Annotated in this window: 17 protein-coding genes; 3 read left to right on the top strand and 14 right to left on the bottom strand. The window is 42.1% G+C overall.

What is annotated here, in order from left to right; translation table 11 throughout:
- Positions 1–2: 2 nt before the first annotated feature.
- From hisS to flgA, 5 genes are read right to left on the bottom strand one after another with little or no spacing between them, the layout of a single operon-like run.
- On the bottom strand, positions 3–1,223 hold the full coding sequence (gene hisS / locus PHC76_RS12240; RefSeq protein WP_299972772.1) for a histidine--tRNA ligase: 1,221 nt from the start codon (positions 1,221–1,223) through the stop codon (positions 3–5).
- Positions 1,220–1,801 (bottom strand): dTMP kinase, encoded by a 582-nt coding sequence (gene tmk / locus PHC76_RS12235; protein WP_299972774.1) that lies wholly within the window; start codon positions 1,799–1,801, stop codon positions 1,220–1,222. The genes hisS and tmk overlap by 4 nt, the downstream gene beginning before the upstream one ends.
- Entirely contained in the window at positions 1,786–2,277 is a 492-nt protein-coding gene (gene coaD / locus PHC76_RS12230; RefSeq protein ID WP_299972776.1) for a pantetheine-phosphate adenylyltransferase, read from the bottom strand. Before coaD ends, tmk begins: the two co-directional genes overlap by 16 nt.
- Positions 2,274–2,798 (bottom strand): UbiX family flavin prenyltransferase, encoded by a 525-nt coding sequence (locus PHC76_RS12225; protein WP_299972778.1) that lies wholly within the window; start codon positions 2,796–2,798, stop codon positions 2,274–2,276. Before PHC76_RS12225 ends, coaD begins: the two co-directional genes overlap by 4 nt.
- Complete coding sequence (gene flgA, locus PHC76_RS12220) at positions 2,795–3,634, bottom strand: flagellar basal body P-ring formation chaperone FlgA (RefSeq protein WP_299972780.1); 840 nt, start codon at positions 3,632–3,634, stop codon at positions 2,795–2,797. The genes PHC76_RS12225 and flgA overlap by 4 nt, the downstream gene beginning before the upstream one ends.
- Before the next feature lie 107 nt (positions 3,635–3,741).
- On the opposite strand from flgA, the gene PHC76_RS12215 reads away from it, so the two are divergent.
- Positions 3,742–6,108 carry an EAL domain-containing protein gene (locus PHC76_RS12215; RefSeq protein ID WP_299972782.1) on the top strand — a complete coding sequence of 789 codons (2,367 nt, stop codon included), beginning with the start codon at positions 3,742–3,744 and terminating at the stop codon, positions 6,106–6,108.
- A 41-nt stretch (positions 6,109–6,149) separates the two neighbouring features.
- Here the strand turns inward: PHC76_RS12215 and PHC76_RS12210 are convergent, their stop codons facing one another.
- The 5 genes from PHC76_RS12210 to PHC76_RS12190 are packed head-to-tail and all read right to left on the bottom strand — an operon-like array spanning position 6,150 to position 8,329.
- A complete protein-coding gene (locus PHC76_RS12210) occupies positions 6,150–6,386 on the bottom strand; it encodes a thioredoxin family protein (protein ID WP_299972783.1) in 237 nt (78 codons plus the stop codon).
- Positions 6,383–6,643, bottom strand: coding sequence for a hypothetical protein (locus PHC76_RS12205; protein ID WP_299972785.1), 261 nt, complete (start codon positions 6,641–6,643; stop codon positions 6,383–6,385). Before PHC76_RS12205 ends, PHC76_RS12210 begins: the two co-directional genes overlap by 4 nt.
- An 8-nt stretch (positions 6,644–6,651) precedes the next feature.
- Entirely contained in the window at positions 6,652–7,602 is a 951-nt protein-coding gene (locus PHC76_RS12200; RefSeq protein WP_299972823.1) for a permease, read from the bottom strand.
- Between the two features lie 2 nt (positions 7,603–7,604).
- The gene (locus tag PHC76_RS12195) at positions 7,605–8,009 is read right to left on the bottom strand and encodes an arsenate reductase ArsC (protein ID WP_299972787.1); all 405 of its coding nucleotides are present in this window, start codon (positions 8,007–8,009) and stop codon (positions 7,605–7,607) included.
- Positions 8,006–8,329 (bottom strand): metalloregulator ArsR/SmtB family transcription factor, encoded by a 324-nt coding sequence (locus PHC76_RS12190; RefSeq protein ID WP_299972789.1) that lies wholly within the window; start codon positions 8,327–8,329, stop codon positions 8,006–8,008. Before PHC76_RS12190 ends, PHC76_RS12195 begins: the two co-directional genes overlap by 4 nt.
- A gap of 174 nt (positions 8,330–8,503) precedes the next feature.
- On the opposite strand from PHC76_RS12190, the gene PHC76_RS12185 reads away from it, so the two are divergent.
- Positions 8,504–9,757 carry an arsenic transporter gene (locus tag PHC76_RS12185; RefSeq protein ID WP_299972791.1) on the top strand — a complete coding sequence of 418 codons (1,254 nt, stop codon included), beginning with the start codon at positions 8,504–8,506 and terminating at the stop codon, positions 9,755–9,757.
- Between the two features lie 3 nt (positions 9,758–9,760).
- Here the strand turns inward: PHC76_RS12185 and PHC76_RS12180 are convergent, their stop codons facing one another.
- From PHC76_RS12180 to PHC76_RS12165, 4 genes are all read right to left on the bottom strand, one after another.
- Positions 9,761–10,561 carry a class III extradiol ring-cleavage dioxygenase gene (locus PHC76_RS12180; protein ID WP_299972793.1) on the bottom strand — a complete coding sequence of 267 codons (801 nt, stop codon included), beginning with the start codon at positions 10,559–10,561 and terminating at the stop codon, positions 9,761–9,763.
- Between the two features lie 60 nt (positions 10,562–10,621).
- Entirely contained in the window at positions 10,622–11,332 is a 711-nt protein-coding gene (locus tag PHC76_RS12175; RefSeq protein WP_299972795.1) for a pirin family protein, read from the bottom strand.
- On the bottom strand, positions 11,325–11,789 hold the full coding sequence (locus PHC76_RS12170) for a MarR family transcriptional regulator (protein ID WP_299972797.1): 465 nt from the start codon (positions 11,787–11,789) through the stop codon (positions 11,325–11,327). Before PHC76_RS12170 ends, PHC76_RS12175 begins: the two co-directional genes overlap by 8 nt.
- A gap of 75 nt (positions 11,790–11,864) precedes the next feature.
- Complete coding sequence (locus PHC76_RS12165; protein ID WP_299972799.1) at positions 11,865–12,146, bottom strand: DUF1294 domain-containing protein; 282 nt, start codon at positions 12,144–12,146, stop codon at positions 11,865–11,867.
- A 199-nt stretch (positions 12,147–12,345) separates the two neighbouring features.
- On the opposite strand from PHC76_RS12165, the gene PHC76_RS12160 reads away from it, so the two are divergent.
- Positions 12,346–14,301: a diguanylate cyclase gene (locus tag PHC76_RS12160; RefSeq protein WP_299972801.1), complete on the top strand. Its 1,956-nt coding sequence runs from the start codon at positions 12,346–12,348 to the stop codon at positions 14,299–14,301.
- Positions 14,302–14,305: the final 4 nt, after the last annotated feature.

Here is a 14,305-nt window from a genome sequence, read left to right as displayed (position 1 = left end):
CTTTATCCTTTGTAAAAATCATCAAATGGAATCAGTGATTCGGTTTTTTCATCCAAATCTTTCACCCAAAGTGTATTGTTAAGACGTTCATTTTCACCCACCACGACACAATAACGAGCATTGATTTTATCCGCACCTTTGAGGTGATCTTGAAGCTTTCGAGGTTTATATTCAACCACTGCTTTATCACGTTTACGCAAGACTTCGGCTGCTTTGAGAACCATCGGTAACGATTCCTCTTCCATAGCCCCCAAATAATACCCCTCACGGATAGGTTCAGGTATCACGATAAGCTCCATTAACCGCTCGATTCCCAGCGCAAATCCTACCGCAGGGGTTGGTTTTCCATCCAAAAATTCGATGAGTCGATCATAGCGTCCCCCTCCTGCTATGGCACTTTGAGAGCCGATGTTATCGCTGACAAACTCAAAAGCGGTTTTGGAATAGTAATCCAATCCCCGAACCAAATGGGTATCCACTTCGTAGCTGATGGCGTGCTGATCTAAGATCGTTTTTAAAGTATTGAAATCGCTTTCACATTCACCACAGAGGTTATCAATCAGTTTTGGGGCGTTGGCATAGAGGCTTTGACACGCTTCGTTTTTACAATCAAGTACTCGGATAGGGTTGGTGAGTTTACGACGTTCGCAATCACCGCAAATAGCATCACCGCAACTTTCGATAAAACGGACGAGTTTTTCACGGTAGGCGGGCATACAGTGTTGATCTCCGAGGGAATTGAGTTTGAGGCGGTATCCAATCCCCAGTGCTTTGAGAATATCGGAAACCATCATGATCATCAATGCATCTTCATAGACCGAGGCAACCCCGAAACTCTCTACACCAAACTGGTGAAATTGGCGTAACCGACCTTTTTGGGGGCGTTCATAGCGGAACATCGAGCCGTGGTAAAAAAAGCGGTGGATTCCCCCTTTTTTATCGAGTTTGTTTTGGACAAATGCCCGTACAACCCCTGCTGTACCCTCGGGGCGTAAACAAACGTCATTTCCCCCTTTGTCGGTGAACTGGTACATCTCTTTACCGACGATATCGCTGGACTCCCCGACAGAGCGTTTAAAAAGTGCTGTCTCTTCGAGAAGGGGGGTTTCGATGTAGTGAAAACCGTACCGTTTAGTGATAGTCGTAGCAGTGTTGATAAAGTATTCAAAACGTTCATAATTATCGGATAAGATGTCGTTCATTCCGCGCAAAGATTGGATCATAAGGCTCCTTTGATAAGGGTGGTAATTTCATGTGTAATTGTATCAATAGATTGTGTCGCATCGATTACATGGGTTGTAATTCCAAGTGCATAGGCAGATGCGATAAGGGCTTCTTGGATAGAGAGGAGATAATCGACTCCTCGTGATTCGATCACATCGTGCTCTTTTTGACTCAAACGATAGGTTAGTTCTTCGGAGGTAAGTTTTAAAATAAATACTGTATCGGGTAAAGTTCCGTTGGTAGCGAGGCGGTTAAGCATCACGAGGGTAGACTCATCGCAGAGGTTTTGGACACTCGCATACGCCATACCCGATACGGCAGAGCGGTCACTGATAATGAGTTTATTCAGATTAGGGACGATAACTGATTCGGTATGCTCGGCACGGTCAGCTAAAAAGAGCAAAATCTCAGCCATTTTGCTTTTGAGATTTCCAAATAAAACCATGTTTCGGATTTCTACACCCGTAGCTGTTCCCCCCGGTTCTTTGGTGATAAGTGCATCAGGAAACAGGGATTTAAGAGCTTCTATTTGGGTACTTTTTCCGGCAGTATCGATCCCCTCTATTGCAACGTACATGAGTTCATCCCCCCTATAACGCTTTGAACTGACGGTGGAAGCAAATGGACTGTTTTACCGTTGAATTTTAGAAGATTACGGACGATAGAGGAGCTGATAAAAGCATGCTTAAGACGTGGCATAAGATAGACCGTTTCGATCTCGGGATCGAGTGAGTGATTAAGGTAACCTAACTGAAGCTCAAACTCAAAATCGCTTACTGCTCGAAGCCCACGTATAAGAACGGTAGCTCCTAAAGAGTTCGCTAATTCAACGGTCAAATTATCAAAGCCGACGACCCGAACCCGTTCCAAATCTTGGACAGCAAGTTTAGTCATCTCTATACGCTCTTCTAGTGAAAACATCGGTTTTTTTTCGCGTGAATCAGCAACAGCAATGATTACTTCATCGAAAAGCTTAACTCCTCGTTCGATAATATCAAAGTGTCCGTTTGTAATTGGATCAAAGGTTCCCGGATAAAGGGCTATTTTTTTCATTTATCATCCCAACGTTTATAGAGAGTGTTTTCGATCCCCATTAAATCCATCCATTTTCCCATCATAAAGTTTTCCATCTCTTCAAGTGTTGTTTGCTCACCATAATACGCCAATGCGGGAGGAGCGATAATAACCCCTAGACGTGAGAGTTTGAGCATATTCTCTAGCGCAATAGGTGAAAATGGGATTTCACGCGGTATAAGGATAAGTTTACGCTGCTCTTTTATCATAACACTAGCAGCACGTGTGATGAGGTTATCAGCGATTCCACACGCAATTTTAGCGAGGGTATTCATACTGCATGGGGTGATAATCATTGCATCGGCACCGTATGAACCAGATGCCACGGATGCCCAAATTTCGTTATTTTGATGCAAAACAGTATTTTCTTCTTTTTCCAAAACGATTTGGGCATGTTCGGAAATAATAAGGTGCTTTTTATGCTCAGAGGGGAGGGCGTGTAAAAATTTGATTCCAAGTGCCGCACCGCTCGCACCGCTGATTCCCACTATGATTTTCATTGCAATTCCACCTGATTTTCCCCGATTATTTTTGCACGTCCACGTTTACCGTCGCTTTTTTCAATCGTAATAATATCATACAGAGCCCCCTCTTGTGTTGCAGTGGCGATAAACTCTACTTCGACGGTCTCATTTCTGACTACAACACTGACTTTTGAATCTTTAAATACTAGGGGAAGGGGTTCGATATTACGATCAAGGATAGGTGTATTTTCTTTAAGGGATGCACGGAATCGCTGAGATTCGTTATTCAAAGAAATTATCGGTTTTCCTTGAAAGGATTTGAAGGGGATTGTTTTTATCAATACGTTATTCAGAGAGAGTATCTCTTTACGGGAGACTTTTTTACTTGTATGAAGTATTGAAAGTGTCGCTTCAATCGAAAAATCAAAATAGCGTCGAAGTCCATGACTATCTTGAACATAAAAGACCCCTTTGCTTTTCATAGACGCATTGGGTTCAAAGATTGCTTTTGCCGTTTTGTTTAAAGAATCGATATAACCATGTGGAAAAATATGGATTGATTCAATTTGAATAGTAGGATATTGTGCTTTAAAAAATCTCTCTACCTGTTTTTCCAATTCTTTTAAGTCGGTGGAACTCTGTTTTGTAAAGGTGACAGTATGAATAGTGTTATTTTCGATTTCACATCCCTCCAACTCAAAACTTTTTAAAATAACTTGTGCGTTAACACGAAAAACACTCTCTCCCTCAGGAATACGTAAAAGTTCAAAGTTTTTTGGACATTTTGGATCGAGTGCATGCGACATGATTGTAGGGGAATCAAAAAAATAATTGGATTGCAACAGAGCGGCATTTATGACATTTATATTCATTAATAAAAAGAAAATGTATTTAACCAAATGTAAAACCGCCATTAATGCTAAGAAATTGTGTAAAATATTGTACCATTTACGAGCTTGAAAACATTTTGGAATAATTTATGAAATTTAAAAATAAAAGATTTTTTCGTGATAATTTTGATATTACTCACTTAGAGCGTGATGAACAAGAGATAATCGAATTAAAAATCCAAGATGAATTGCTGATAGCAGCGTATCGTCAAACACCCATAGCTTTGTTGGCAGTTATTGTCAATACAGTTATTTTAGCCATTGTAGAATGGAATGTGATTATCCATCAGATTATTATAGGATGGATTACTCTTCAAATATTGGTTGTTTTAGGTCGATATTCAACGTATCGAATATTCTCTAACACAACCACTCGTACCACACCTCAATGTAAAAAATGGTTTGTGATTGGTGCCGGAATCTCTGCTATTGTGTGGGGAAGTGCTGCCGCGATACTTATTCTTACAGATGATATTGGATATCAAATATTTTTAATTTTTGTATTAGCAGGGATGAGTGCTGGTTCTATTGTTAGTTTATCGTATGTATTAGAAGCATTTCATTCTTATTTATTATTAATTTTAATTCCATTGCTTTTCGTCCTCTCGCTTCAAGATAATCCAATTTATCAAGCAATGCTCCTCATAACCATTATTTTTTGGGTTATTCTTATTGTAACTGCACACCGTTTTCACCAAAATATGGTTCAGGTATTAAAAACAAAAATCTTGCATGAAAATACAACCAATGCATTAGTTTTAACCGATCAATATTTTGAGACAATTTTTAAAGAGGCTCCGGCAGGTATCTTTTATTATAATACTAATTTAATCATTGTAGATTCTAACAGCGAAATGATGAATATTCTCCGTATTGATTCGGAGCGAATGATTGGATTGGATCTTACAAAACTTCCCGATACCTCACTTAATGAAGCATTATTAGCGCCTACAATAGGAGAAAAAGGATATTACGAGGGTCCCTATAAAACGATGTACAATAAACTCGATTTATGGATAACCCTTAAAACATCACCCATGTATGATACATATGGTGCTCTCACCGGTGGTATAGCTATTGTTGCTGATATCAGTGAGAGGATTCGAGCTGAAGAGCAGATGAAACATCAAGCTTATTTCGATGCATTAACCGATATTCCGAATCGAATATTGTTAAAAGATCGTATCAAGCAAGCTTTAGCCCATTACCGTCGAAATGGTAATATATTGGGTATTTTATTTTTAGATTTAGACCATTTTAAAAGTATTAATGACTCGATGGGACACCATGTCGGTGATGCATTATTGATTGAAACTGCCTTGCGCTTAAGTAGAGTTTGTCGTGAGGGGGATACGGTTGCCCGCTTAGGCGGTGATGAATTTGTTATTTTATTAAGTGATCTTGGCATGGAAGCTCATATTGCTGCCAATAATGCAGAGAGTGTGGCTGAAAAAATACATGATGTTTTAAGTATGCCGTTTGATATCGGTTTGAATGAACCGATTGTTACTACCTCAAGTATAGGTATCACATTGGTTAGCAGTGGCGATCAAAGTGCCGATGATTTGTTAAAATTTGCCGATACCGCAATGTATCAAGCCAAGAAAGAGGGGCGTAATACAACTCGATTTTATCAAGAGCAGATGGATCAATGGATTAAAAAACGGCTCTCTTTAGAGAATGCACTTCGAAGTGCTCTTAAAAATAATGAATTAGAACTTTATTACCAGCCTGTTATTGAGATAGGAACTAAAAAAATTATCGGTGCAGAAGCATTGTTACGATGGAATCATCCGCAAATGGGTATGATTATGCCGGATGAGATTATCTCTATTGCTGAAGAAAGCGGGCAAATAGTAGGGATAGGTGAATGGGTATTACGTGAAGCGTGTACACAGTTCGTCCAATGGAGAACGAGTCATGTCACTAAGTCATATATAGAGCGGATTGCAGTCAATGTAAGTGCAATGCAGTTTCGTCAAAGTGATTTCATTGATAGAGTAATACACATTGTCGCTGAAACGGGGATTGTCCCTTCGATGCTTGAACTAGAGCTTACCGAATCAATGGTAATCGATAATATAGATACTGTTATAGAAAAAATGAACCGTTTGCGCCGAGCGGGTATTAGCCTTTCCATGGATGACTTCGGTACGGGTTATTCATCGCTTACTTATCTAAAGAGACTTCCGTTTACAACACTTAAAATTGATCGCAGTTTTGTACGGGATATTATGTCCGATAAAGATGATGCGGCATTGGTTGAAACTATCCTCTCTATGGCCTCTATTTTTAATTTTGACGTTATTGCCGAGGGGGTTGAGACGATTGAGCAGTTTGAGTTTTTACAACGGCATCAATGTCAATATTTCCAAGGTTTTTTGTGTTCAAAACCAATGAATGCAGATGCGTTTGAGGTATTACTTGACCGCGATATTCAACAATGCCATGTGTGAGCTAAATCAGTTAAGTACTTTTGATTTAGTTAACACCTCTTTTATTTTTGATGGATCAAATTGACGATCTCATCCACACTTAAAACTTTTCCGGTACTGACAACCTTACCATCAATCACGAGTCCGGGGGTGCTCATGACATTGTATTCCATGATTTTCATAATATCTTCGACTTTTTCGATTTGAGCAAACTTGCCACTTTTTGCGACCGCTTGTTTCGTCGCCTCTTCGAGGGCTTTGCATTTGGCACAACCCGTACCCAAAATTTCGATTTTCATAGTTTATCTCCTAATAAGCATTCTTGCATCATCGGCGCGAGGGTTTGTGCATCCACGTCTCCGGTAATAGTGATTGTTGACCCACCATCGACACTTTCTAGATCAATTGATTCGATTTTTTGCATCATAGCAGGATCACAGTTACATGAACATTCTCCAGTTTTACACGCCTCTATTTTAGCACTTAACTCTTCGGTACTAAAACCGCCGAGAAATGCCTTGATTCCATTAGTTTGATTGGTTATTTCGATTTTCATATTAACTCCTATAAAATTGCATTAAATAAGTACCCGACGCCCATAATCCCCAGCGTCACGGTACCGAAAAAGATGGCGATGAGCTTGAGACTCATCACCCGCTTGAGGATCATCGCTTCAGGGAGGGAGAGGGCGGTGATTGCCATCATAAACGACAATGCCGTCCCCATTAGCATCCCTTTTGACGTGAGTACTTCGATGAGCGGCATTACCCCTGCGGCATTGGAGTACATCGGAACTCCTAACAGTGTCGCGAGAGGAACTGCGAATAGATTGTCTCCACCCGCGATAGAGGTGATTAACTCGGTCGGGACATAGTCGTGGATAAAGGCACCTGCACCGACACCGATCAAAACATAGAGCCATATTTTACGGAGAATATCGAGGGTGTAATTCCACGCGTCATTGAGACGTGTTTTAAACGCTATCACCTGATTTTCGGCGCGAATCTCCCCCTCAATCGGTTTGACTTCAATGAGGATCTCGCTCTCCAGTCCGAGTCGTCCGATGATGATTCCGCCGATAATAGCGACGAGAAGACCGAATCCGATATACAATGCCGCCACTTTCCATCCGAACATCGACAGAAGCATCGCAATGGCGATTTCGTTGTTGAGCGGTGCGGAGATCAGATAGCTAAACGTCACCCCCAGCGGTATCCGTGCTTGCAAAAAGCCCAAAAAGAGGGGAATCGCGGAACACGAGCAAAACGGAGTGATAATCCCGAACAGCGCGGCGAGGACATTTCCCGTGTATTCATGTCTACGACTCAGATATTTCCGTACTTTTTCGGTAGAGAAGTATGAGCGCAGAAGTGTCACCGCAAAAATGATTACAGTGAGGAGAAAAAGGATTTTAACCGTATCGTAGATGAAAAAATTGAGAGCATCGGAGAGTTTCTCTCCATGAGGCAGTTGAAGCCATTCATATACGAGGACGTTGACGCTCTCTTGCCACATCATCAGTCACACAACTCGGATTGGACGATCGGCAAAAGTGTTGCTTCTATCAGAGCAAGTGTTTTAGCGTACTCTTCCACTTCTTTACCGCTTGGGTCTTCAAATGCCACATGGATCGTTTTGACCGCTTTTGGAAACATCGGGCAGGTCTCGTGAGCATGATCGCAGACAGTTACGACAAGATCGAACGGAGTATCGATAACGGTATCGATCACTTTGGAGTGATACACATCTTTCCAGTATCCTTTCTCTTCGAGAAGGGCTTGCGCATGTGGGTTTACTTTTCCGCTGGCTTTCACCCCTGAGCTTTGTGCAAATACACAATCTCCCATTTTCGCATTGATTAGGGCTTCACCCATGATGGATCGGCAGCTGTTTCCTGTGCAGAGAATAAGGACATTTTTCATAGGGTACAACCTTCGTTTTGGGATAATTTTTTAAGAGGAGGTAAATCAAGACTTAGACAGCGGATTTCTGACAACGCTTCACTACGGAAACGATCCAGAGGGCTACGGATAGAGTAATATGCCCACGTACCGCACCGATCAACCCGCAAAAATCCACCGTCTTTGAGGATTTTCAAATGGCGCGAAAGTCGTGATTGGATCATCCCAAAGCTCTCTTGGAGATCACAAACGCACAGAGCGCCGTGTGTATCCAAAAAGGAGAGGAGTTTGATACGGGTTTCATCATTCAATGCCGAAACGGTTTCCAAAAAAACGTCCATAAAGTACCTCCGATTTGTGACAGTGTAACAAAATAAAAATAATATATCAAGATATATTGATATTGTGATACAATTTTATATTACGTCATTCCCGACTTGATCGGGAATCCAGTTTTTCTAAGATGGGGATGGATCCCCGGGTCAAGCCCGAGGATGACAAAAAAAGGAAAAAGTATGATTTTAGCCGTTTCGCTCTTTTTAGTGACCTTACTATTTATTATCTGGCAGCCGCGAGGATTGCAGATAGGTACCACGGCGGTCGTCGGTGCCGCACTGGCGGTGTTACTCGGTGTAGTGAGCTTGGATGATGTGTGGATGGTGACTACTATCGTATGGGATGCGACACTCGCTTTTATCGGAATCATACTTCTCTCGATGGTACTCGATGAGATCGGATTTTTCGAGTGGGCAGCACTAAAGATGGCGCGATTATCAGGCGGAAACGGGAATCTGATGTTTGTTTATTTGATGATTCTCGGTGCGCTTGTCTCGGCTTTTTTCGCCAACGACGGCGCGGCATTGATCCTCACTCCGATCATTTTGGCAAAGATGAAGTACCTCAAACTAAACCCTATTGCGATGTTCGCATTTTTGATGGCGGGGGGATTTATCGGCGACAGTGCTTCTAATCCGCTCGTGATCTCGAATCTCACAAATATCGTGACGGCGGGATATTTTCAAATCGGTTTTTGGGAATACGCACGGACGATGTTCCTCCCGAATCTCCTGAGTATCATCGCCTCGATCGTTGTATTATGGCTCTTTTTCCGCAAAGACATCCCGGAGCGTATCGATGTCGAGAACCTCGCCACTCCTGAGAGTGCCATCAAAAACATGACGATGTTCCACCTCAGCTGGTGGTTCTTGGGATTGCTCATGGTTGGGTATTTTATCGGCGATGCGTATCATCTCCCTATCTCGGTCTTCGCCCTCGGCGGTGCGCTCGTATTTTTAGCCATCGCAACCTACTTTAAAGCGACAAAACCGATTATGACGATCAAAGCGGCACCGTGGCAGGTGGTGTGGTTTAGTATCGGTCTTTATGTTGTTGTTTACGGGCTGAAAAATGGCGGCCTTACCACCTATCTTGCACACGTTATAGTGCTGTTGCAAGGGATGGGAAATGTCTATGCCGTGATCGGAACGGGTTTCCTCTCCGCCATCCTTAGCTCGGTGATGAACAACATGCCGACCGTTATGATTATGGACATTGCGATTGGTGAAGCGGGGAACAGCGCATTGGCGTATGCCAACATCATCGGATGTAACCTTGGACCTAAGATGACCCCGATCGGTTCACTCGCAACACTGCTATGGCTTCACGTTTTGGCGCAAAAAGGGGTTAATATCGGATGGGGTGAATATATGAAAGTAGGGTTGGTGATTACGCCACCGGTGCTGTTTGTAGCGTTGGTCGGACTGATTTAATTGTTAGAAAGCATTATTTAATAGCCAATTTCTCATGCTGAGTGAGCCGTGTGAAAATCCTTCATAAGGAAAACTGCTTTTATCATCGTCATCGTACATGGTACCGGCGATATAGAGTAATGGAATATAATGTTCCAACGTAGGGTGAGCGATTTCAGCGTATGGAGCTATGTCGCGAAATCCTATGAGTGAGTCGATATCCATTTTTTCGATAGATTCTTTGATAAAAGTATCGAATGCAATTGCCCATTCGTGTGGTGGAGCGTCGGGATTTGAGTCAACACGTGAGAGGTTATGAGTGATATTTCCGCTTCCGATAATCATAACGCCATGTTCTCGCAGTTCACGAATCCGTTTTCCGATTTCAAAATGTTCCCGTAAACTCAAATCACGGTGGATACCTAACTGCATTACAGGGATATTGGCATAAGGATAGAGGTGCTTGAGTATCGTCCATGAACCGTGATCTAAACCGCGCTCTTTAATAACAAGATTAGGAAAAATTTCTTTCATCTGTGGAGTGAGAAATTCAGCGTTAGGGGCAGGGTATTGGACGTGATAGAGAGGCTCTGGGAATCCAAAAAAATCGTACAAAAGTGCAGGGCTATGGTGGACTGAAGCACCGAAAAATGGGGGCATCCAGTGGGCAGAAATAACGAGAATCGCTTTTGGCTCATCGATATTTTTACCAAGAACTTTTAATGAACGGGTTAAATCATTCTCTTCAATACCGATCATCGGGCTACCGTGCCCGACGAAAAAAGCGGGTGCACGACGTCGATACATTGTTGCGTCAAGTGGCATGAGGAGACCTCCTAGGGCTAATGCTACTAATTTTATAAAGTGTTGCCGAGTCATTGGTGCTTATTGGTATTTTGGTACTTCAAATAAAAGTATCTCAGAATCTTCTATAGCATTCACGACATCTTCACTATTATCGGTTATCTGTATCTCATCACGAAGATTTAGAATGATTTCGTTGAGACTCAATTTTCCACTCATGACGAGAAGTAAAAATCCGCAACCTGGGCACAGAGAGGGAAGGGTAAGTGCCTCTCCTTCACGTAATCGAGCAATCCGTATAGTAGCATCTTGACGTATGCGGATAGAGTGATCAATCCCATCACCCGATACCAGTGTATGCCACCCCTTTTTATCAACTAAAAAACGAAAATCACGCTGTTCATAGCAGGGTTTATAGCCGAAGCGATTGGGATAAATCCATATCTGAAACAACTCGGTATCACTCTCTTGGGTTGCATGCTCCGAATGGTATACACCCGTACCTGCCGACATATATTGTATCTCTCCTGCGTGGATGATACCATGGTTTCCTTCTGAGTCTTTATGTTCGAGAGCGCCTTTGGTGACGATTGTTATAATCTCCATATCACGATGGGGATGCATCCCAAAACCAGTGCCGGCTTTGATAATATCATCATTGATGACACGTAGCGCACCAAAGCCCATTCGATCATGGTTATGATATTCGGCAAATGAAAAACTAAAGCGGCTATGTAGCCAGCCTAGTTCAGAAACTCCCCGTTCATTGGATAGATGGATTAGTTTAGACATGGTGAACTCCTCGTAGTGATTTGTTGAGTTTACGCAAAAGTTTTTGTGTCTCATTTTGCTCATCAGTACTAAGCCCCGACATAAAGGTTTGAATTCGTCGGGAATGCTCCGGAAAAAGCGATTCCATAATGCGTTTACCCTCATCGGTTATTTTAAGGATTGAACTCCGTTTGTCATTTGGATTTTTATGAGACATTATTAGCCCACGTTTGGAAAGATTTTTGACCACGACAGTCATGTTCCCAGGAGTACTCATAGCGAGTACCGTTGCCGCTCCGATACTTTGTTCACCTCGATGATAGAGGAGTTCCAATAAGGAAAATTGTCCTATAGTGAGCCCATTTTCTTCGATAAGGGTCAGTTCGAGAGAACGTATACGATTAAATGCTTTCATCATCTCAACCCATGTTGAGAGGGCAGTGGTAATGGTATGTTCATAATCAGGTAATTTCTTCATAATGACAATATATTACTAATTAGTAATAATGTCAAGTAGGTTTCAAAGATATATTGACACTAACGGAAAAATATTTTAAAAGATCCCTTTATAACCCGATGAGAAGGCCCATAATAATTCAAATGATATAAATTGGATAGATAAAATAACCCAAAAAAGATACTTAAATTTACGTGTTTTATGACGAAATATTTTTTGAGCAAATACAGCACCGACACTTCCACCTATGATAGCTAACATGAGGAATGTCTTCTCACTAATACGTTGCCGATTGGTACGTGCGAGAAATTTATCAAAGCCAAAAATAGCAAATGTTATAAGATTAAAAATGATAAGAAGAAAAAGTAAACTTTTCATTTGTGATTCAAAGATTTTGGCGCTAAAGTATAGTTCATACTAAAAGTATAACATAACCAAATGCTATAAAAAAAATATACTTTATCAATTTTGTTTGGTACAATATTTGTTAGTTAATGCTTTGGGCACAAAAAGATTAGATTGTTTTGATGATATCAATAATATATAATATAATAAAACTGATATATTAGGAGGGAATGTGACGGAGATTGGGCACAACCACAAATTCAGTGATCTTGTTGATATTGTTGCATTTGAACGATTGATGGAGAGTTTGTACAAGGCTACGGGAATCCCAAACGGGCTTGTTGCCGAAGACGGTGAGCTTCTATCCCAAGTAGGGTGGACAAACGCTTGTGCACTGTTTCATCGCGTAAATGTGCAAACCAATCAACAGTGTCAAGAGAGCAATATCGAGCTTATGCAGACTTTACATGAGGGTGAAGTCGCCTGTGCCAAGTGTAAAAATGGTCTGATCGACTATGCGACGCCTGTGGTCATTGAAGGTCGCCGCTTGGCAACGCTGTTTTTAGGGCAGGTGTTGAGTGAAGCGCCTGATATGGACTTTTTTCGCCAACGGGCCGCAGAGGTCGGCTATGATGAAGCTGAGTACATAGACGCGATCCGTGCCGTTCCCATCGTCGCAAAAGAGCAGATGGAAGCTCTGATGGATTGTATGGTAGGAATGGCAGAGATGCTGGCCGCAAGCGGTCTGGCGCGGTTGCGTGAGAGTATCATGGAACATAACCTGAAGAAGAGTACCAAGAAACGGGTGCAACTGGAAGATCTTTTGGACTCTTCTCCTATCGGGATCGGTTGGTCAACTCTTGATGGAAAGATTGAGTACATTAACCATCAATTTACAAAATTGTTCGGTTATGTATTGGAAGATATACCTAATATCGATACATGGTATCACAAAGCGTATCCTGATGCAAACTATAGAGAGAGTCTTCTTATCCCGTGGTATAAGTCGGTCATAGTGGCGTATGAGAACGGTACGACTCCTCCTGAACTGGAAGGAAATATTACTTGCAAGGATGGTAGCGAGCGTCATATCGTTGTTCGTGTTTCGTGGGTTGGGGATAAACGGCTGGTAAGTTTTAGTGATATGACCGCACACTGGCAAAGTGAACGGCGAAACCGTGCCCATGATGAGATGCTCGAAATGGTGGCAAAAGGTTCACCGTTGTCTGAAATACTCCATACGATAGTCCATACTATTGAATCTGAAGATACCGATGCTCTGTGCAGTATTTTGTTGTTGGATGAGGACGGAAAACATTTACACAGCGGAGCAGCGCTGAGTCTTCCTGAATTTTACAACGAAGCAATTAACGGAGTTGAGATCGGAATGGGTGTGGGGTCTTGCGGGACGGCAGCTTATACCGGAAAGCGTGTTATTGTCGAGGACATCATGAGTCATGAATACTGGAAGCCGTATGCATCTTTAGCTGCGCAAGCCGACTTAGGATCATGTTGGTCGGAACCGATCATCTCGTCTGAGGGGAAGGTATTAGGGACGTTTGCCATTTATCATAGAAAGCCGACTAAGCCTGAAGAGAGCGACATTGAACGGATTAAATTTGCGGCGAATTTAGCGGCGATAGCGATAGATAATAGAAATGCGCGCAGCGAATTAGAACATCGAGCCTACTCAGATTATTTGACGGGATTGGGCAATCGGCGTTATTTCATCGAACAAGCGGAGGAAGAACTCTCTCGTCGTCATCGTTACGGTGGAGAGATTTCTCTCATCATGTTTGACATTGATTACTTCAAAAAAATCAACGATACCTATGGACACAGTATCGGTGATTTGGTACTCCAAAAAATAGCTGAGGTTTGTCGTACTATTTTGCGTGAAATCGACATTATCGGGCGTATTGGCGGTGAAGAATTTGCTATATTGCTTCCGCAGACCGATGCTGAGGAAGCACATCATGTTGCTGAACGCTTACGTGTTGTGATTTCCCAAGCTGAAGTTATAGTTAATGGATTGCAGTCAACGTTTACCGCATCGTTTGGTGTCGTAGCAGCAGGTAATGGTGCTACTAAGATTGATGAATTGTTGAATGAGGCTGACAAAGCGCTGTATAAAGCAAAAGAGAGCGGGCGCAATCGAGTGTGTATAGCAAAAAAACAGAGTATGTAATCAA

It is taken from the genome of Sulfuricurvum sp. (genome assembly GCF_028710345.1).
Classification (GTDB): domain Bacteria; phylum Campylobacterota; class Campylobacteria; order Campylobacterales; family Sulfurimonadaceae; genus Sulfuricurvum.
The sequence above is the reverse complement of the archived record's forward strand: the minus strand, read 5'-3'. Positions and strand labels throughout refer to the sequence as shown.

Excerpts from the sequence above, each read along its gene's own strand:
- hisS (WP_299972772.1), bottom strand. The coding sequence starts at position 1,223 with ATGATCCAATCTTTGCGCGGAATGAACGACATCTTATCCGATAATTAT.
- tmk (WP_299972774.1), bottom strand. The coding sequence starts at position 1,801 with ATGTACGTTGCAATAGAGGGGATCGATACTGCCGGAAAAAGTACCCAA.
- coaD (WP_299972776.1), bottom strand. The coding sequence starts at position 2,277 with ATGAAAAAAATAGCCCTTTATCCGGGAACCTTTGATCCAATTACAAAC.
- PHC76_RS12225 (WP_299972778.1), bottom strand. The coding sequence starts at position 2,798 with ATGAAAATCATAGTGGGAATCAGCGGTGCGAGCGGTGCGGCACTTGGA.
- flgA (WP_299972780.1), bottom strand. The coding sequence starts at position 3,634 with ATGAATATAAATGTCATAAATGCCGCTCTGTTGCAATCCAATTATTTT.
- PHC76_RS12215 (WP_299972782.1), top strand. The coding sequence starts at position 3,742 with ATGAAATTTAAAAATAAAAGATTTTTTCGTGATAATTTTGATATTACT.
- PHC76_RS12210 (WP_299972783.1), bottom strand. The coding sequence starts at position 6,386 with ATGAAAATCGAAATTTTGGGTACGGGTTGTGCCAAATGCAAAGCCCTC.
- PHC76_RS12205 (WP_299972785.1), bottom strand. The coding sequence starts at position 6,643 with ATGAAAATCGAAATAACCAATCAAACTAATGGAATCAAGGCATTTCTC.
- PHC76_RS12200 (WP_299972823.1), bottom strand. The coding sequence starts at position 7,602 with ATGTGGCAAGAGAGCGTCAACGTCCTCGTATATGAATGGCTTCAACTG.
- PHC76_RS12195 (WP_299972787.1), bottom strand. The coding sequence starts at position 8,009 with ATGAAAAATGTCCTTATTCTCTGCACAGGAAACAGCTGCCGATCCATC.
- PHC76_RS12190 (WP_299972789.1), bottom strand. The coding sequence starts at position 8,329 with ATGGACGTTTTTTTGGAAACCGTTTCGGCATTGAATGATGAAACCCGT.
- PHC76_RS12185 (WP_299972791.1), top strand. The coding sequence starts at position 8,504 with ATGATTTTAGCCGTTTCGCTCTTTTTAGTGACCTTACTATTTATTATC.
- PHC76_RS12180 (WP_299972793.1), bottom strand. The coding sequence starts at position 10,561 with ATGCCACTTGACGCAACAATGTATCGACGTCGTGCACCCGCTTTTTTC.
- PHC76_RS12175 (WP_299972795.1), bottom strand. The coding sequence starts at position 11,332 with ATGTCTAAACTAATCCATCTATCCAATGAACGGGGAGTTTCTGAACTA.
- PHC76_RS12170 (WP_299972797.1), bottom strand. The coding sequence starts at position 11,789 with ATGAAGAAATTACCTGATTATGAACATACCATTACCACTGCCCTCTCA.
- PHC76_RS12165 (WP_299972799.1), bottom strand. The coding sequence starts at position 12,146 with ATGAAAAGTTTACTTTTTCTTCTTATCATTTTTAATCTTATAACATTT.